This window comes from Tenacibaculum sp. SZ-18, from assembly GCF_002813915.1.
Classification (GTDB): Bacteria; Bacteroidota; Bacteroidia; order Flavobacteriales; family Flavobacteriaceae; genus Polaribacter.
The window spans coordinates 748,051-767,409 of sequence record NZ_CP019335.1; the positions used below are offsets into that span (position 1 = coordinate 748,051).

A 19,359-nucleotide genomic window follows, 5' to 3' on the forward strand; every position below is an offset into this window, starting at 1 on the left:
GCTTTTAACAACGAGTTGAAAGATAACTTTATTTTTTTATTAATTAGAAGTTTGGCTTTAATTGATATTTAGCATAGAATTTATTGAAATGTTCTACAGCCTCTTCGGCAGTATCAACCACTCTAAATAAATTGAGGTCTTCCGCGCTAATATTTCCTTCTTCTAATAATGTGTTTTTAATCCAGTCTAATAAACCTCCCCAGAAACTTTTTCCCACTAAAACAATTGGGAAACGTCCAATTTTATGTGTTTGTATTAAAGTGATTGCTTCAAAAAGTTCATCTAATGTTCCAAAACCACCTGGCATTACTACAAAACCTTGTGAGTATTTTACGAACATTACTTTTCTAACAAAGAAATAATCAAAATCTAAACTTTTACCAGGATCAATCCAAGGATTATCATGTTGTTCGAATGGTAATTCAATATTTAATCCAACAGAGGTTCCTTTTCCACGATTAGCACCTTTATTACCTGCCTCCATAATACCTGGTCCACCACCAGTAATGACTCCAAATCCGCTTTGTGTTAATTGGTAAGCCACTTCTTCGGCTAACTTATAATATTTATGTTCAGGTTTTGTTCTCGCAGATCCAAAAATAGAAACACATGGTCCAATTTTACTTAAGCGCTCATAACCGTCTACAAACTCTGCCATTATTTTAAAAATAGCCCACGAGTCATTTGTTTTAATCTCGTTCCAGGTTTTTTGTTGTAGTTTCTCGCGAATCTTTCTATCGTCGTTTGTCATAATCTAAATTTTTTCGCCTTCGTTAATAGCGGTTATTAATACAATTTCTTCTTTTTCGAAATACCTATTAAAGTTAATTTAATTGGGTGTTAAAAAACAAGCCTGCTAATTTACTTCTTTTTTTAGAAAAAGAATCATCTATTCCCATAAAAAGAAAAATACTATTATACCTTTTGGTATTGCTGTGATTAAATTGTTGTTTGTAAGTAATTTGATTTGTTAATTACTTGAGGATTATCTAAATTTAGTGAGGGAATATCAGTAAAATTATATGAGAAGTACTACTTTACATCGACAATTATTTTGTGCCCTTTTCTTTGTTTTGACCACTTCGGTAATGGCTCAAATTTATCAGGAAGATTTTAATAGTCAAGGAAATTGGACTAGAGATAACAATGATATTCGAGCGCTATATGTGTCCAATGGAATGTACTATTTTGAACACAAAAAGCAGACAGGATTTCGAGAGTTTACTACAAGGAGTTTCACGATAAATACATCCAGAGATTTTGAATTTACAACTTCAATTAAAAAGGTTTTCGGAGAAACGGATTATGGAATTTCTTTTTTGTATGATTATGAAGATGAGAGCAATTATTCAGAATTTGCATTTACATCAACAGGATATTACCGTGTGGCAGAATCAACAACCCAATCGAAGTTCAAAAACATAAAGTCTTGGACCAGATCTTCTGCGATAGCAAAAGGAGTTAAAACCAATGATTTAAAGGTCAAGAAGACAGGAAGTATGATTACTTTTTACATTAATGATACTCGCGTTTACATGATGGATTTTAAGTCGCTTAAGGGAAGAAAAATGGCTATTCGTGTGTATAGAAATCAAAAGATAGCGGTGGATTACTTAAGAGTAAAGTATAATAATAGTTCTTCAACAACTTCATTAAATTCAACTCCAAAGGGAAAAACTATTTTATTTGAAGGATATAATAGTAATGTAAATGATTGGTCTGAACAAGATGATTCAAACGCTAGGTTAGCAGTTGAAGGAGGTAATTACGTAATGAATCATAGAAGAAGTTCTGGAGGATGGTCTTCAACAATTAATAAATATATTAATACTTCGAGAGATTTTAGAATTTCAGCACAGATTAAAAAAGTTGCTGGAATTAGTAATAATGGATTTGGAATTACTTTCGGAAAAAAAGATAATGATAATCAAAATCATTTTTTAATTTCTAGTAATGGATCTTATAAAATTGTTCAATATAAGAATGGCGTTAGAACCTATCCCAAGAACTGGACAAAATCATCGTTTATTAAAACTGGAGATAATGTCGTTAACTATCTTAAAATTCAAAAAAAGAAGGACGCTTATAAGTTTTACATTAATAATAGTTTGGTTTTTACGAGTTTTTCAACCAAATTTTACGGAAATCGAGTCGGATTTACAGTCTATGATAAACAAACTGTTAAAATAGGATATTTAAGTATTTTTTACGCAAAAGCTAATTCAACAACTGCTAGTAAAGAAAATGTACGGGGAGGCACTGGTTCATCAAATTCAATTAATAAACATGTTGTAAACGAAATCATCTTATTTGATGGTTATTACAATAACAAAAATAACTGGTCTTTAGATAGTAATGAAAGTGTGAAATTTGAGTTGAAGAATGGAAACTATTTTTTTGATCATTTAAGAGATAAAGGAGGTTGGTCTTCCACTATTGATAAATACATTGATACATCAAGAGATTTTAAAATTCTTGCTGACATGAAAAAAGAAAGCGGAATTTTAAATAACGGATATGGAATTTTATTCGGAAGAAAAGATTCTAATAACCAGAATTTATTCTATGTAAATGGAAATGGTTCTTATTCGATTAATAAAATGAAAGACGGTAAGAATAATTTCTTAAAAAAATGGGTAAAAGATGATATAATTAGAAAGGGAAATGGAGGATATAATGTTTTAAAAGTCGTCAAAATAGGAAGTAAATTGGAATATTATATCAATGATAAAAAAGTATATACGGATTATTATCCGAAGTTTTTTGGAGATCGTTTTGGGTATGTTGTTTATAATCGTCAAAAAGTATCAATTGATTATTTAAGTGTTGGTTATTTGGATAAAAAGACGACTTCTACGATTTCATCTTCTACGTTAAATTCGACTTCCGTAACTGATAAAGTTGAGAGTTATACCTACGATAGCACAGGTTATCATTTTAGTGATCAATTTAATAATAATGGAAATAGTTGGTTTGTAAAAAATGATGATAAAAGAAACTTCCGAATTAAAAACGGGAAGTATTATTTAAAACATAAAGGTAGTTTTAAGGAAGCGGCAACCTCTGATTACAATTACATTGATACAAACAAGGATTTTGAAATTCAAACAAAATTAGATAAGATTGCGGGAAAAAATAATTATGGATATGGTTTAATTTTTGGAAAACAAGATTTGAACGATTTCAGATTTTATATTTCTTCAAATGGTTCTTACAAGATTTCTAAAAGAATAAGTAATATAGAAGTTCCAATTAAAGATTGGACTAGTAGTTCTTATATAAATAAAGGAAATAATAAATCGAATATATTAAAAGTAAAAAAGCAAAAGGGATTTTATAAGTTTTACATAAACGGTGCTTTTGTTTTTCAAACTGCATTTCAAGGCTTCTTCGGAAATGACTTAGGATTTGTTGTTCATAATAATCAAGAAATAGCGGTGGATTATATTCGAGTAAAATATGAAGGAAGTTTCGTTAATGATTGAAAAAAATCAGTAAAGTAAAAAGCAGCAACTCACGTTGCTGCCTCACTCCACGAATAAGAGCCACCCAACTCTTATTACCCTTACTTTTCCATAAAAATTCTCCCCCGACCTTACGATTTATTATAATGATTTTTAAGGTCAAAAAATAAAATCATTATTAATTTTCACATTCAAAACTTCATAGCAATTTTTTTGAACGTATAGCAATTTAAAATAACCAATACCTTATGATTATTGATTATTTACCTTACTGTTCATGAAGAAGTAATATGTTACCCTCTTTTTTTGAAAAAAAACAAAATAATTGAAAAAAGTCCGATGAAACTTAAAATATAAATAAGATAATTAGGACTTGGATAAGTTGGAGCGGTGTCACCAATTAACACGAAAGAAGCCCAGTAATAAGGCGATTTCTCTGATAAAGAATGCTCTTTTAAATAAGTACGTTTTGCATTATTTAAAGCTTCTGATTTAGATTGATGATTAATTAAATTTATATAGAAATTTTTCATGATTTCAGCAGTAGAAACATCATTTACATTCCATAGAGAAGAAATTACAGATTTTGTTCCAGAATAGAAAAATCCGCGTGATAAACTAAATACACCTTCTCCTTTTTTAATTTCACCTAAATTACTTTCACAAGCACTTAAAACTACTAAATCTGCATTAGTTTTGTGAGTATATAATTCGTGAAGTTTTAGAGTATCTTTTGAGAAATAAATAGCAGGATTATCCGAAGAAGTTGCATGTGTAGCTAAGTGTAAAATTTTATAATCGCCACTAGTATTTAAAAAGTTATTCTTCGTAGCGTTGGTCTGCGAATAAATATCAGTAGAAATTTCTTTGTTGATTGCTTCAATTTCAGAGGACGTTGCATCTAGAGATTTTAAATTTGATTTCTGAAAAGAAATAGGAGCAAAAGCTGCTATATTTTTTGAAGTTTTTCTTTCTAGTGAATTATTAAAATCTAAAAAAGAAGAAGAATATGCGTAGCTTATATTATGATCTTCTATTAAATATTTCAGTGAGTCTTTTTGAGTGTTCAAAGACTCAAATGGGATGTTTTGTAATTCTCCATTTGTTATAAACACTAAGTCTTTATCATTTATTAAATCGAGAACTTCTTTATTTGGGAATAAGAAACTATAAAGTTTACTTGATACCTTTTTGAATTTATCTAATTCTTCTCTTCTTGTTAGTGGTCTTGAAATTAATTGCTTGTATTTAGAGAACAATTTTAATTGTTCATCTTCCAATTCTAATTTGAAAGAAGTTGATTTGTCCTTAGATATAAATAATCCTAATAAATCATATTTCTTAGAATTGTATTGTTCTACTAAGTCGTACGATATAATTAAGGATTTCTCATTTAACTTAGAAGATAAATTTTTAAGAGAAATAGGTTGAATATTATTTCTTTCCTCGAAATATTCCGGAGAAACAATTTTTATAGAGTCTTGGAATTTTTCATATCTTAATTTTAAGTCGAAAAGAGAATCTTGTAACTTCTTATTATTAGCTAATTTTTTGTTCTCTAGCTCTATAATATTCTTTCTGAATGAAAGATCTTCTGATTTTATTTTGTAGGATAGTTGTGAGGCTAAATTATTTTGTTTAATACTCTGAGTAAGAAGAAAAGCTTTGTTTTTCTCTAAATAATTAAGCATCAAAGAATCGTCTTTTAAATAATATGCTGCTAGTGCTCCAAATGAGTAAATTTCAGAGACATCATTCTTCCAAAAAAGTTGGGTAACAGTTTCGGTACTCTCGCTTAGAATTAAATCAACCAATTGATTTGAAATATTTACAGATTTTATGATTTGAGATAAATATTCTTGTTTATGTTCTTTCTTATATAGTTTAAATAGCGCATTTATTTTCAATTTTAATGCTGTTAAGGTGTTGTTTTTGTTTTTGTTAAAGGTTAAGTGTTTGGTTTTAATATGCTCTCCATTACTAACCTTACAATAGTTTTTAATTGCTTTTTCTGAATACTCCATAGACAATTCAAAATCTTTTTGATTTAAATAGTATTTAGAAGTATTAAGGTAGGTTGCGTTAATTATGAAGCTATTTTCATCGTTATAAATTAATTCACCTGATTTTTTTAAACTAGTTTCAATATAATAAGGGATGCTATCCGCTTTACTCTTTAATTTCATCTCAGTAATATTCAAAATAGTAAGAGCGTCATAAAACTTATCTTCTTTTTTATTTGATTCTTTCAGAACTTTATTGTAGTAGTGTAAAGCTTTAGAAAAGAAAAGAGTTTTATGATAGATGTTTCCTAAAGCCATATTTAATAAGACTCTGATTGTATAAGAACCAATTAAAGGTGATTCTTCTAATATTTTTTCTGCTGTTTTAAGATGTTTTAAACAGATGTTTATATCTAAAAGATTGTTTAAACGATTAGCGTTTTTTGCTAGATTTATACTGTGGACAATATAACTTATAGGTTTTCCATGTTTTTTTAGTAATCTTAATCCTTTAGCGTAGTAATTAACTGATTTGTGGTAAAGACCTTTCTGATAGAATTGTTCTCCTAGTTGGCAGAAGGCTTGACCTTTTCTTTTTTTATCAATGTTGAGTTTACTTGCCTGAGTAAAATGTAGAATAGCTCTTTTGATTTTACTATTTTTTATGCTGTAAATTCCTAATCGATATACCGAGGTATGGTAGTTTTTATTTTTTTCTAAAGATCTGTTTTCTATAATATCAACTTCAATTTTACCATATTTATATGCAAGGTTAAAATCGGGTAAATCTTTTTTATAAAATATTCGAGAAAGTTTCTTAGCTGTATTAGCTTTAATATATGGATCATTATAAGAAGCTAGTATGCTGTCTGCTTTTGATTCTGTTAAAGAGTTTGATTTAATTAATTTTTGAAATGAAAAATCCTGACTATTTACTTTGAATGAAAAAAATAGTAACCCAAGTAATAAAATAAATTGTTTTAAACTCTTCAAGATATAGGTTTATGGTTGCCAAATTTAGTTTTTATTTATAAAAAAAGGTAGCAACTTAGTTACTACCTTCTATGTTTTTCATTTTCAAAACTTCATAGTATTTTTTTTTGAACGTATAGCAATTTAAAATAACCAATACCTTATGATTATTCATCTTACTGTTCATAAAGAAGTAATATGTTACCCTCTTTTTTGGAAAAAAAACAAAATAATTGAAAAAAGTCCGATGAAACTTAAAATATAAATAAGATAATTAGGACTTGGATAAGTTGGAGCGGTGTCACCAATTAACACGAAAGAAGCCCAGTAATAAGGCGATTTCTCTGATAAAGAATGCTCTTTTAAATAAGTACGTTTTGCATTATTTAAAGCTTCCGATTTAGATTGGTTATTATTTAAATTTTTATAGAAATTTTTCATGATGTCAGCAGTAGAAACATCATTAACATTCCATAGAGATGAAATTACAGATTTTGTTCCAGAGTAGAAAAATCCACGTGATAAACTAAACACACCTTCTCCTTTTTTTATTTCACCTAAATTACTTTCACAAGCACTTAAAACTACTAAGTCAGCATTCGTTTTGTGAGTGTATAATTCGTGAAGTTTTAAGGTGTCCTTCGAAAAATAAATAGCTGGATTATTCGAAGAAGTTGCATGTGTTGCTAAATGTAAAATTTTATAATCACCACTAGTATTTAAAAAGTTATTCTTCGTAGCGTTGGTTTGAGTAAAAACATCAGTAGCAATTTCGTTGTCGATTGCTTTGATTTCAGAGGATGTTGCATCTAGAGATTTTAAATTTGAATTCTGAAAAGAAATAGGAGCAAAGGCGGCAATATTTTTTGAAGTTTTTCTTTCTAGTGAATTATTAAAATCTAAAAACGAAGCAGAATACGCATAGCTAATGTTATGATCTTCAATTAAATATTTTAAACCAGAAGTATTGATATTTAAAGCTTCAAAAGGAATGTTCTGTAAAATATCATTTGCAATAACTATAATATTTTTCTTTTCAATGAATTGCTCAGATTCTTTAGTAGGGAAAAGATAGCTATATAAAGAGTTTGAGGTTGTATAGAATTCTTGCAATTTTGATTTTTGAGTAAGCGGCTTGGAAATTAGTTGTTTGTAATTTTCAGCTAATTTGTAAAACGTTGAATCTATTTCCTTTTTAAAAGAATAGTTTCCCTTTTTTGAATTAAATAATCCAAATAAATTATTGTTCTGAGTATCGATATGATATGACAATACCACCGAATTATTACTTAAATTATTTTTAACTTTTTTCAGTGATACTGGTTGAATGTCATTTCTTTTTGCAAAATACTCAGGATATATGATTTTTATAGAATCTTGAAAGCGATCGTAGGAAAGTTTAATCTCAAAAATTGAATCTCTTAAAGTTTGATTATTTCTGCTTTCTAATTCTAATATAGTTTCTTTATAGTTTTTTAATTGAGTTTTTATTCGATATGGTAAATTTAGTTGGTTGTTATTTTCCTTAATACTTTGAGTAAGTAGGAAAGCTTTGTTTTTTTCGATAATGGAATTCATCAATTCATTATCGTTTAAATTATAGGCTGCTAAAACACCATAGTTATAAATTTCTGAAACATCATCTCGCCACAAGAACTTAGTGTTTATTTCTGTGCTATTTTGTATGGTATAATTATTAAAGGCGTCACAAGTGCTAACGGTTTCGATGCTTTCTTTTAAATATTTGGAATCTTTAGTTTTATTATATAGAAAATTTAGAATATTAAGTTTTTCCTCAAAAGCTAGTACTATGTTTCTTCTGGAAATTGCATTTTTGAAATGGCTAAGTTTAATTCCAATATTCTTTTCAAGAGGTATTTCAAAACACGTATTAATAGCATAGTTTACATTTTTTAAAGCCAGTTTTAAATCGTTGTTTTTTCGATGGTATTCGGAAATAACTTTATATATATCAGATTTGATTGCTTTCTTATCATAATTTATCAACTTATTACTATGCATTAAACCTTTATTTAAATAATGTAAAGAGCTATCACAGCCTTCGTTTAAATATAGTTCTCCTAAATTACCGCATGAAACTGCTAAAGAGTAGTGATTGTCTTTTCGAAGCCCAATTTTCAATCCTTTAAGATAATTTTTTCTAGCTTTTTCGTATGAGTAATTTTCCTTTAAAAAGTAAAAGTTCCCAAGGTTGTTAAACAGGTAGCTCTTTTCTATAATATTAGATAAATCAATATTGGTATTTAATATACTGTCGGATTTTTCTAAATATTTGATTCCTAGTAATGCATACTCTTTTGTTTTAATTTGATTACATGTTGCCGAGAAACTAAGAGAATAATTTAGAGCATCATAGAAATAACCTTTTTTTGTGAGTAAATCAATACCATTAGTGTAATAGTTAGCCGACTTATGCAATTCTCCTCTCATCCTATAGCAATTTGCTAAAAGGCATAATGACTGACCTATTTTTTTTGGGTAAAAATTAAGTTTAAGTGCTTTGTTAAAATAAACTATGGAGGAATCTAAATCGTTCATTTCCATAAAATATTTACCTATTAGATAAAATGAATTATGATAATGTTTAGGAAAGTATAAACCATCGTTTGATAATTTATTTTGAATTTTTGCATATTTTATTGCTGATGTTAAATTTCGTTTTTTGTAATAAACTCTTGAGTAATTGAATGCTAATATTATTTTTTCTCGAACGTCTAAATTGCTGTAATTTAGTGTGCTGTCACATTTTTTTTCGTTCAAATTAACTGCTGAAGTTGTTGATAAATTATAATTAAAAGAGCTTTGCCCTAATGCCGTCATGAGAGAGCAAAAGGACATTGAAATTAAAGTTATAAAAGCTCTTCTAAATCTCATAATTAATCAAATGTTAATACAGGAGAGTTTCGGTCGATATTAAATTGTACACTTACTCTATTTCCTCCATTACACGGTAGTGGTGGCATTTGACCATCTGAACCTGTGCCTCCTAAATTGTTATTATTGGTTCCAGTAGTAGAAGGAGGGGGCGTGTAAGTCCAAATTTCGTAGTTGGCATTTTTTTCTATCATTGTCCCTAATGTAATACCATACTTGCAACAAGTCCAATCTCTTTCTGTTGCCTTCTGGAATTCATCTGTGCCAGGAAGAAAGTGTAACGTTACAAGATTCTCTTGGTTTGTCGTTTTATTAATTAAGATTGTATTATCGCTTATGATACTACGCTCCGGAAAGTAATGACTAAAGCTAAAAGTTATACCCACTAGTAATACAAAAAAAATTGATTTTAAAATTTTCATAAATTAAATTTTTATATGTTCCTTACACCTTAGTTATTAAAAATCTAAAATGTTACCCCGCGCAAAAATATAAAATTTTATTTTTGCACAACAACAGTATTTTATGGATGGAAATTTTTACCTCGATGCACTTGTCAATGGTGATTCTAAAATAATCTCAAAGATTTATGAAAACAACTTTAAACAAGTAAAACGATTTATTTTGCAAAACAAAGGAAATACCGAGGATGCTGAAGATATTTTTCAAAAAGCCCTTTTGCAAATAGCAGTTCGTCATAAAAAGGAAGGTATTAGAATAAAATCTACTTTTGAAGGTTTTTTATTCACAGTTTGCAAGAATTTATGGCGAAGAGAATTAAATAGTCGTAAAAGTCGGGTAACAAACAGTGAAGTGGTTGAACAAGTAAGTGAAGCTCATGATAGCGCCAGAGCAATTATTGAGCAAAAAAGACAAGAATTATTTGTTGAAATGCTTGATAGAATTTCTGAAAATTGTAAAATGATTTTATCTATGTTTTTTGCAAAATTATCGTATGCAGAAATTGTAGCTAGTACCGATTATACATCGGAGACTGTGGTTCGTCAACGTGTTTTTAAATGTAAAAAGAAATTAACGGATTTAATTAAAGAGGATCAAAGATTTAATTCATTACGAGAACTATGAAACTAGAAGATGATATTTTAATTGAAAAATTCCTTCGTAACGAGCTTTCGAAAGAAGATCAGAACGCTTTCCTTGAAAGGTTGGAAAGTGACGCCGATTTTAAACAACATTATTTATTAGAAAAACAACTTTCTGAAGCTTTGAATGAGGAAAGTTGGAGTTTTGCTGATCAGATTGATAATAAAGAGTTCAACGAATATGAAGCTTTATTTAAAAGTGATGAAATTCAAGATTTGAAGGCTGTTATCAAAAAGGCATCTCATAAAACGAATAATGTTGGTAGAGGTAGAATAATTAGTTTCATTTCTGGATTCGCAGCATCCGTTCTTATTGGTTTCTTTTTGTTAAAACCAATGTTTGAACCGAATGTATTAGATACAAATGGATTATATACCGAATATGCTTCACTAGAGAGTTTACCCAGTTTTGTTGAAAGAGGAACAAATAATTTTGGTGCTATTTTGAACGAAGGTGAGAAATTATTTAGAGAAAAGAAGTTTAGAGAATCTCTAGCTGTTTTTAATAGGTTTTTAGATGCCAATAAAGAAGTTAGCGGAGCCTATATTTATGCTGCATTAGCTGAGACTGAGTTAAAAAATTATGATAATGCCATTGGTATTTTAAATGAATTAGCAACAAGTAATTTAATTGATGCAGAAAAAGCGTACTGGTATAAAGCTCTTATTAGTTTGAAGAAAAATAAAATTGATGACTCGAAAGAGTTATTGGAAAAGATTATAAAGAATAATTTTTATAAGAGTAAAGAAGCCAAAGAATTGTTAGATAAACTATAAAAAGAAAGGAAGCATTGCTTCCTTTTTTATGTACTACATAAAAATGATTTGACTACATTGTCTACCACCGATGTAAAATTAATATGAATCTTTACATTTATCGCGTCTGTAGTTTTAGAATCTTCCTTATTTATGAAGCTCTAATTTAAGAAACTTCGCTGTGTAGCTGGTTTTATGTTTTGCCACTTTTTCAGGAGAACCAGTTGTTACGATTGTTCCACCGCCTTTACCACCTTCCATACCAACATCAATAATGTAATCTGCTAATTTTATCACATCCAAATTGTGTTCTATAATTAAAACTGTGTTCCCTTTGTCGGCAAGTTTGTTTAAGACCTCCATCAAAACACGAATATCTTCAAAATGTAATCCAGTTGTTGGTTCATCAAGAATATAAAATGTATTTCCTGTATCCCTTTTAGAAAGTTCAGAAGCTAGTTTAATTCGTTGGGCTTCTCCACCAGAAAGTGTTGTCGATTGTTGTCCGAGTGTTATATAACCTAAGCCAACATCTTGTATCGTTTTTAATTTTCTATAAATTTTAGGAATATGTTCAAAAAAGTCAACAGCTTGATTAATAGTCATTTCTAAAACATCAGAAATTGATTTTCCTTTATATCGTATTTCTAATGTTTCCCTATTGAATCTTTTTCCTTGACAGGTTTCACATTCTACATGAACATCTGGAAGGAAGTTCATTTCAATTACTCGTAATCCACCACCCTGACAAGTTTCACATCTTCCACCTTTAACATTAAAGCTAAATCTTCCAGGTTTATATCCGCGAATTGAAGCTTCTGGAGTTTTAGAAAATAAACTTCTAATTTCACTAAATACACCAGTGTAAGTTGCAGGGTTTGAGCGTGGTGTTCGCCCAATTGGAGATTGATCAATATCGATAACCTTATCGATATGTTCTAAACCAGTGATTTTTTTATAAGGCATTGGTTCTTTTACACCGCGATAAATGTGAGCATTTAAAATTGGATACAAAGTTTCGTTTATTAAAGTAGATTTTCCACTTCCAGAAACTCCAGTAACACAAATCATTTTACCTAATGGAAATTCAACCGAAACATTTTTCAGATTGTTTCCATTGGCTCCTGTTAACTTAATTTTATGTCCATTACCTTTTCTTCGCTCCTTCGGAATTTCGATAGTTTTTCTTCTAGAAAGATAATCAGAGGTTAATGTAGATTCTGAAATCATTTCCTTAAAAGTTCCATTACTTACAATTTCACCACCATGTCTACCAGCACCAGGACCAATATCTAGAACGTAATCTGCATTTTTAATCATGTCTTCATCATGTTCAACAACTAAAACGGAGTTTCCAACATCACGTAGCTTAATTAAAGAATCAATTAATTTTTGATTATCTCTTTGATGTAAACCAATACTAGGTTCGTCAAGAATGTAAAGAACACCAACTAGTTGTGAACCAATTTGAGTTGCTAAACGGATTCGTTGAGCTTCTCCACCGGATAAGGATTTTGAAGTTCTATCGAGAGTTAAATAATCTAAACCTACATCTAATAAAAATTGAATACGAGTTCTAATTTCTTTTAGAATTTCAGAAGCAATTTTTTGTTGCTTTTTAGAAAGTTTTTTATCAACTTTAGAAAACCATTCCGCCAACTCTTTAACATCCATTTGAGCTAAATCACTAATGTTTTTCTCAATGAATTTAAAATGTAATGCTTCTTTTTTTAAGCGTTTACCTTCACAAGAAGAACATTTAATTTCGTCCATAAACCCTTTTGCCCACCTTTTTATTGAAGAGCTGTCGGTATTTTTAAATTGGTTTTCAATAAAAGATACAATTCCTTCAAAGTCAATCTGGTAACTTCTAGTAACACCAGCTGCTTTTGATTGTACTTTAAAAGTTTCTTTTCCTCCGTGAAGAATTATTTCGAGTGCTTCTTTTGGAATCGCAGCAATAGGATCCGTTAGTTTGAACTTATAACGTTCTGCAATTGTTTGTAGTTGTTTAAAAATCCAACTATTTTTTTGTTCTCCTAAAGGAACAATTCCTCCATTTTTTATTGAAATAGAATCGTCAGGAATTACTTTTTTTAAATTCACTTCATTTGTAATTCCTAAACCGTTACATTTTTCACAAGCACCTTTTGGCGAGTTAAACGAAAAAGTATTTGGCTCGGGATTCGGGTATGCAATTCCAGAAGTAGGACACATTAATTCTCTCGAGAAATATCTTGGTTTTGCATCATCTACATCAATTACCATTAAAATATTATCTCCTGTGTAAAGTGCAGTTTTAATAGTTTCTTCTAGTCTTTTTTCAGATTTAGAGTCAACTACTAATCGATCAATAACAACTTCGATATCGTGTGTTTTGTATCGATCTAATTTCATTCCTTTTTCAATCTCGCGAATTTCTCCATCCACACGGACTCTTAAGAATCCTTGCTTAGAGATTTGTTCAAATAACTCACGATAATGTCCTTTTCTTGATTTAATTAAAGGGGCTAAAACTGCAATTCTTTTTTTATCAAAATCTTTAAGAATCAGTTCTTTAATTTGTTCGTCTGAATAACTCACCATTTTCTCGCCGGTATTGTAGGAGTATGCATCAGAAGCACGAGCAAATAATAAACGTAAGAAATCATAAATCTCAGTAATGGTTCCTACCGTTGATCGTGGACTTTTGTTAGTAGTTTTTTGTTCAATAGAAATTACCGGTGACAGTCCTTCAATTTTATCAACATCTGGTCGTTCCAGTCCACCTAAAAACTGACGAGCATAAGCTGAAAATGTTTCTATATATCTTCTTTGACCTTCTGCATAAATAGTATCAAAAGCTAATGATGATTTACCACTTCCACTTAAACCAGTTATAACAACAAGTTTTTCTCTTGGAATTTTAACGTCTATGTTTTTTAAGTTGTGAGCTCTGGCTCCGTAAACTTCAATGAATTCTTCTTTCAATTTTGTGATTTTGCGAGAAATGCAAAAATACCAAATACTAATTTATTTTTATCAGTTGCTCGGATAATTGATTATTAAAATTAAAATGTATCTTGCAGTAAAGTAAACATTGAGGGTATGATTAATGGTATTAGATATTTTTTTGAAAGAAATGGTTTTGATGTTTCATCGAGATTAGCAGATCGCCTAGGCATGAGAGCTGTGAATGTAAGATTGTTTTTCATTTACATTTCATTTGTTACTGTTGGTTTATCCTTTGCATTATATCTTGTAATTGCCTTTTTACTCAGGTTAAAAGATAGAATCTACACAAAAAGAACTTCTGTTTTTGATTTATGATTCGAATAGTACTGAAATCACGTCTTTACAAAGCTATTTTTTTTACCTCGTTAACTTTTTTAATTGGAATAGTAGGATATTTAGCTTTATTCGGTTATTCTTTTGTTGATGCGTTTTACATGACGGTAATTACGATAACTACTGTTGGGTTTGGTGAAGTACATCCTTTCACTTCAGAGGAAAAAGTTTTTACAATATTTTTAATTTTATCAAGCCTCTTTACTTTTGGATACGCAGTATCTTCTTTTTCGGAATACTTAATAAGTGGCGATTTTTTTGAACAACTTAAAATAAAGCGAGTGCAAAAACAAATTGAACAACTTGATGGTCACACTATTGTTTGTGGTTACGGTAGAAATGGAAAACAAGCCTTGGCTAAATTAAAAAGTTATAAGCGAAAGGTGGTAATTATTGAAAAAGACAAGGAGTTGATCAAAGAATTAGATGAACAGGGTGTGTTGAATATAGAAGGTGATGGAACTTCAGACGAAACTCTTTTAAGGGCAGGGATTAAAAAAGCGAAGTTTTTAATAACTGCTTTACCTTCAGATGCTGATAATTTATTTGTTGTTCTTACGGCTAATCAGCTGCACAAAGAATGCAAAATCATAAGCAGGGCAAGCAAGGAAACTACGTATAGTAAACTTAAAATTGCAGGTGCGAGTAACGTAATTATGCCAGATAAGTTAGGTGGCGCTCACATGGCGTCACTTGTTGTTACTCCAGATGTTATCGAGTTTGTTGATCGTTTAACTATTGAGGGAGGTGCAACTGCAAATTTAGAAGACATTGAAATTAACGATTTACCAAAAGAATATCTAAACAAAACAATTTTAGATTTAGACTTGAGAAGAAAAACGGGATGTACTGTTATTGGATATAAAACATCAGATAATGAGTATATTATCAACCCTGAAGCTTCTTTGAAACTAGAGGCTGGAGGGAATTTAATCGTACTCGGAAGACCCGAGCAAATCAACGAATTACGAGCGTTATTTTAGTAAAGAAACATCAGTTTTAACTAGAAAAACTTGCCAAAAGATCAGTTTTTTAAGATATTGCGCACCACTAATTCAAAAAAACTATTATTTACACTATTATGAACAAAAAACTTTTAACGTTACTATGTGCTATAGTACCGATGTTAACCTTCGCTCAAGAGAAAGGTTTAGATCAAAAGATAGATGAAGCATTTAAACCATTTTCTGAATTTTTCAGCGATATGATTTTCTTTTTAGTATATGACAATGGTACTGTTAAAATTCCATTTGTACTTGTATTATTAGTTTTCAGTGCTGTATTTTTTACAATTTATTTTGGATTTCCAAATATTCGTCATTTTTTAACAGCTGTCAATGTTGTGAGGGGAAAATATGACGAGGTTGATAAGGGTGTTGTTGAAACAGCTTATGGTGATTCTACTCCAGGTGGCGATTCTATCGAAACAATTAAAAATGAAAGTCAAGAAGGAGAAGTTACACATTTTCAGGCTTTAGCCACCGCAGTTTCAGGTACCGTCGGTAATGGTAATATTGCAGGAGTAGCTTTAGCTATTGCATTAGGAGGTCCGGGTGCTACTTTCTGGATGATTATCTGTGGTTTATTAGGAATGTCTACAAAATTCGTGGAGTGTACTTTAGGTGTTCAATATAGAGATGTGGATGAGGAAGGAACAGTTTATGGAGGTCCAATGTATTACTTATCAAAAGGATTAAAGGATAAGGGTTTTACAATATTAGGTAGAATAACAGCTGTGTTATTTGCAGTTTTTTGTATTGGTGGTTCTTTCGGAGGAGGAAATGCTGCTCAGTCTAATCAGGCGACAATTGTTCTGAAAGAATTATTAGGGTTAGAAAGTACCGGAGCCGGAGCGATTATAGGCCTTATTTTAGCGATTCTAGTTGGTATTATTATAATTGGGGGAATAAAGCGTATTGCTACTGTAACAGAAAAGGTTGTTCCTTTTATGGCAGTATTATATATCATTGCGTGTTTATATATTATTTTAAGCAATGTTTCTTTAGTTGATGATGCCTTTGGTTTAATTTTCAGTGAGGCATTTAATCCAAAAGCAATTGGTGTTGGAGGAATTATAGGTGTATTATTGGTCGGATTTAAAAGAGCTGCTTTCTCAAATGAAGCTGGAGCTGGTTCGGCTTCGATTGCTCATTCAGCTGTTAAGACAAAATATTCGGCTTCTGAAGGATTGGTAGCATTATTAGAGCCATTTATTGATACAGTGGTTATTTGTACGATGACTGCTTTAGTGATTATTATTTTTAATACTGGTGGAGTTTTTGAATACGGAGGAGATGGAACGGGAGGCGTTTTAATTGATGGTCTTCGTTACGAAGGAGCGGGAATCACTTCACAGGCGTTTGCTCAGTATATTCCTTATTCTAATATATTCTTAACGATTGCAGTTGTGTTATTTGCAGTATCAACAATGATTTCTTGGTCTTACTATGGATTACAATCTTGGAAATTTTTATTTGGTAGAGGAAAGAAAGCGGATTTAACTTATAAATTATTGTTCTTGACTTTCGTCGTAATCGGAGCTGCTGCTAGTATGGGCTCTATTTGGGCTTTCTCTGATGCAATGATTTTTGCAATGGTGTTCCCTAATATGGTAGGATTATACTTTTTAATGCCAGTTGTGAAAAAGCAATTAAAGAGGTATTTAGAAGCTATTAAAAGCTTATAATATTTTTCAATATGAATAATTTTAAATCCCATTTCTGGTATACCAAAAGCCAAAGAAATGGGGTTTTGTTTTTAGTTGTACTGATTATTGTATTGCAACTAATTTATATTTTTGTTGATTTTTCATCTCCTAAAAAAGAGATTGTTAACACTACAGAAATCTTGGCTTTTGAGAAAGAAATAGATAGTTTAAGAAAAATTGATTTAGATAAAAGAAAACCAAAAATATTTCCATTCAATCCTAATTTTATAACAGATTTTAAAGGTTATCAATTAGGGATGACTGTAGAAGAGATTGACAGACTAAAAGAATTTAGGAGGCAAAACAAGTATGTTAACTCGTCCAAAGAGTTTCAAACTATTACAAAAGTATCCGATTCGCTTCTTAAAAAGATTTCTCCTTATTTTAAATTCCCTTCTTGGGTGAATAATAAATCTAAAAAGCAAAAAACTTATTCTAGTAAACTGAAAGAAGAAATTAGTATTTCTACAAGTGATATAAACCTTGCCACTCAAAATGATTTTAAAACCATCCATGGTGTAGGAGAGAAGTTGTCCGAAAGAATTATTAAGTATCGTTCTAAATTACAAGGTTTCTCTTTTGATGATCAGTTAAATGAAATTTGGGGATTAGAGGATAAAGTTGTTAAAAGAATCTTAAATGTTTTTGTAATTAAGGAACAACCCGTGATCGAAAAGGTGAATGTAAACACTGCTAACTTCAAGCAGGTACTGGGAACACCATATGTAGATTATGATTTGTGTAAGAAAATTTTTGACTACAGAGATGAGGTTGCCGAGCTTCAAGATATTTCAGAATTAAGAAATATTCGAGATTTTCCTCAAAATAAATACCACAGAATAGTCTTATATTTGAAGGCAGAATAAACAAACAACCAAAATTAAATTTTATACAGTATGTACTTTACTGAAGAGCATGATTTTTTTCGTAAAAGCTTTAGAGACTTTTTACAGAAGGAGGTAGTTCCGCACATCGAGAAATGGGAAGAAACCGGAACAATTGATCGTTTTATCTGGGAGAAATTCGGAGAAATGGGATATTTTGGTTTAAATCAACCTGAAGAATATGGTGGTTTAAACCTTGATTTATTTTATACCGTTATATTTCTTGAAGAATTGCAAAGAATTAATTCAGGTGGTTTTGCTGCCGCAATGTGGGCGCATGCTTATTTAGCAATGACTCATTTAAACAAAGAAGGTGACGAAAGAATAAAAAGAGAATATTTAACGCCAAGTATCGAAGGAAAGATGATAGGTTGTTTATGTATTTCAGAGCCTTTCGGAGGAAGTGATGTTGCTGGGATGAGAACAACAGCAATAGAGGATGGAAATACATACGTATTAAATGGTTCAAAGACATTTATTACAAATGGAGTTTACTCTGATTATTTGATTGTAGCAGCTAAAACAAATCCAGATGATAAGCATAAAGGAATGAGTATTTTCTTAGTTGATAGAGATACCCCAGGTGTTTCTTCTACGAAATTAAACAAATTGGGATGGAGAGCTTCTGATACTGGAGAGATTGCTTTTGACAATGTGATTATTCCAAAGGAAAACCTTATGGGTGAAGAAGGAAAAGGTTTTCCATATATTATGCAGCATTTTGCTTTAGAACGTTTAATAATGGGTGTTAATGCTCACGCAAGGGCTGAATATGCTGTAGAATATGCAATTCAATATATGGATGAGCGTGAGGCTTTCGGTAGAAAGATTAATAATTTCCAGGCTTTACGTCATAAAGTAGCTGAAATGGCTTCGAAAGTTGATATGTGTAAGGAGTATAACTATTCTATCACTAAAAGATTAAATGACGGAATTTATGTGGTTAAAGAAGCAAGTATGAGTAAATTACTTTCTACTAAAATAGCAGACGAAGTTATTTATGATGCTTTACAGTTGTTAGGTGGTTATGGTTATATGGAAGATTATCCATTGGCAAGAATGTTTAGAGATAGTCGATTAGGACCTATTGGAGGTGGAACTTCTGAGATATTAAAAGAGATTATCGCAAAAATGGTAATTGATAAAAAAGAATATAAACCAGCAACATAAATTTGATATTAAATAATTTAGAAAATGAGAATCCTTTACGGTTCTCATTTTTTTTTTGATAAAATTTGATGTTTTTTA

13 protein-coding genes are annotated in these 19,359 nt (G+C 30.3%); 8 read left to right on the forward strand and 5 right to left on the reverse strand.

Going from position 1 to position 19,359, the window contains the following annotated elements:
* Window positions 1-43: 43 nt before the first annotated feature.
* Entirely contained in the window at window positions 44-751 is a 708-nt protein-coding gene (locus tag BTO06_RS03375; protein WP_100923967.1) for a TIGR00730 family Rossman fold protein, read from the reverse strand.
* A 271-nt stretch (window positions 752-1,022) separates the two neighbouring features.
* On the opposite strand from BTO06_RS03375, the gene BTO06_RS03380 reads away from it, so the two are divergent.
* Window positions 1,023-3,485, forward strand: coding sequence for a hypothetical protein (locus BTO06_RS03380; protein ID WP_157811720.1), 2,463 nt, complete (start codon window positions 1,023-1,025; stop codon window positions 3,483-3,485).
* 272 nt (window positions 3,486-3,757) lie between these two features.
* Here BTO06_RS03380 and BTO06_RS03385 read toward each other — a convergent pair whose 3' ends face one another.
* The 3 genes from BTO06_RS03385 to BTO06_RS03395 form a co-directional block, all read right to left on the reverse strand.
* On the reverse strand, window positions 3,758-6,460 hold the full coding sequence (locus tag BTO06_RS03385) for a CHAT domain-containing protein (RefSeq protein WP_100923969.1): 2,703 nt from the start codon (window positions 6,458-6,460) through the stop codon (window positions 3,758-3,760).
* Between the two features lie 180 nt (window positions 6,461-6,640).
* Complete coding sequence (locus BTO06_RS03390) at window positions 6,641-9,334, reverse strand: CHAT domain-containing protein (RefSeq protein ID WP_100923970.1); 2,694 nt, start codon at window positions 9,332-9,334, stop codon at window positions 6,641-6,643.
* 2 nt (window positions 9,335-9,336) lie between these two features.
* A complete protein-coding gene (locus BTO06_RS03395; protein ID WP_100923971.1) occupies window positions 9,337-9,756 on the reverse strand; it encodes a hypothetical protein in 420 nt (139 codons plus the stop codon).
* 103 nt (window positions 9,757-9,859) lie between these two features.
* Here BTO06_RS03395 and BTO06_RS03400 point away from each other — a divergent pair, with 103 nt between their 5' ends.
* On the forward strand, window positions 9,860-10,420 hold the full coding sequence (locus BTO06_RS03400) for an RNA polymerase sigma factor (protein WP_100923972.1): 561 nt from the start codon (window positions 9,860-9,862) through the stop codon (window positions 10,418-10,420).
* On the forward strand, window positions 10,417-11,214 hold the full coding sequence (locus BTO06_RS03405; protein WP_100923973.1) for a tetratricopeptide repeat protein: 798 nt from the start codon (window positions 10,417-10,419) through the stop codon (window positions 11,212-11,214). Before BTO06_RS03400 ends, BTO06_RS03405 begins: the two co-directional genes overlap by 4 nt.
* A 126-nt stretch (window positions 11,215-11,340) precedes the next feature.
* On the opposite strand, the gene uvrA is transcribed toward BTO06_RS03405, so the two are convergent.
* Window positions 11,341-14,163, reverse strand: coding sequence for an excinuclease ABC subunit UvrA (gene uvrA, locus BTO06_RS03410; RefSeq protein WP_100923974.1), 2,823 nt, complete (start codon window positions 14,161-14,163; stop codon window positions 11,341-11,343).
* Window positions 14,164-14,280: 117 nt separating this feature from the next.
* Here uvrA and BTO06_RS03415 point away from each other — a divergent pair, with 117 nt between their 5' ends.
* From BTO06_RS03415 to BTO06_RS03435, 5 genes are all read left to right on the forward strand, one after another.
* Window positions 14,281-14,502, forward strand: coding sequence for a PspC family transcriptional regulator (locus BTO06_RS03415; protein WP_100923975.1), 222 nt, complete (start codon window positions 14,281-14,283; stop codon window positions 14,500-14,502).
* Entirely contained in the window at window positions 14,499-15,503 is a 1,005-nt protein-coding gene (locus BTO06_RS03420; protein WP_100923976.1) for a potassium channel family protein, read from the forward strand. The genes BTO06_RS03415 and BTO06_RS03420 overlap by 4 nt, the downstream gene beginning before the upstream one ends.
* Window positions 15,504-15,601: 98 nt before the next feature.
* Window positions 15,602-17,206, forward strand: coding sequence for an alanine/glycine:cation symporter family protein (locus tag BTO06_RS03425; protein WP_100923977.1), 1,605 nt, complete (start codon window positions 15,602-15,604; stop codon window positions 17,204-17,206).
* Between the two features lie 11 nt (window positions 17,207-17,217).
* On the forward strand, window positions 17,218-18,093 hold the full coding sequence (locus tag BTO06_RS03430; RefSeq protein WP_100923978.1) for a helix-hairpin-helix domain-containing protein: 876 nt from the start codon (window positions 17,218-17,220) through the stop codon (window positions 18,091-18,093).
* A gap of 30 nt (window positions 18,094-18,123) precedes the next feature.
* Entirely contained in the window at window positions 18,124-19,281 is a 1,158-nt protein-coding gene (locus BTO06_RS03435; RefSeq protein WP_100923979.1) for an acyl-CoA dehydrogenase family protein, read from the forward strand.
* Window positions 19,282-19,359: the final 78 nt, after the last annotated feature.

Excerpts from the sequence above, each read along its gene's own strand:
- BTO06_RS03375 (WP_100923967.1), bottom strand. The coding sequence starts at position 751 with ATGACAAACGACGATAGAAAGATTCGCGAGAAACTACAACAAAAAACC.
- BTO06_RS03380 (WP_157811720.1), top strand. The coding sequence starts at position 1,023 with ATGAGAAGTACTACTTTACATCGACAATTATTTTGTGCCCTTTTCTTT.
- BTO06_RS03390 (WP_100923970.1), bottom strand. The coding sequence starts at position 9,334 with ATGAGATTTAGAAGAGCTTTTATAACTTTAATTTCAATGTCCTTTTGC.
- BTO06_RS03395 (WP_100923971.1), bottom strand. The coding sequence starts at position 9,756 with ATGAAAATTTTAAAATCAATTTTTTTTGTATTACTAGTGGGTATAACT.
- BTO06_RS03400 (WP_100923972.1), top strand. The coding sequence starts at position 9,860 with ATGGATGGAAATTTTTACCTCGATGCACTTGTCAATGGTGATTCTAAA.
- BTO06_RS03405 (WP_100923973.1), top strand. The coding sequence starts at position 10,417 with ATGAAACTAGAAGATGATATTTTAATTGAAAAATTCCTTCGTAACGAG.
- BTO06_RS03415 (WP_100923975.1), top strand. The coding sequence starts at position 14,281 with ATGATTAATGGTATTAGATATTTTTTTGAAAGAAATGGTTTTGATGTT.
- BTO06_RS03420 (WP_100923976.1), top strand. The coding sequence starts at position 14,499 with ATGATTCGAATAGTACTGAAATCACGTCTTTACAAAGCTATTTTTTTT.
- BTO06_RS03425 (WP_100923977.1), top strand. The coding sequence starts at position 15,602 with ATGAACAAAAAACTTTTAACGTTACTATGTGCTATAGTACCGATGTTA.
- BTO06_RS03430 (WP_100923978.1), top strand. The coding sequence starts at position 17,218 with ATGAATAATTTTAAATCCCATTTCTGGTATACCAAAAGCCAAAGAAAT.
- BTO06_RS03435 (WP_100923979.1), top strand. The coding sequence starts at position 18,124 with ATGTACTTTACTGAAGAGCATGATTTTTTTCGTAAAAGCTTTAGAGAC.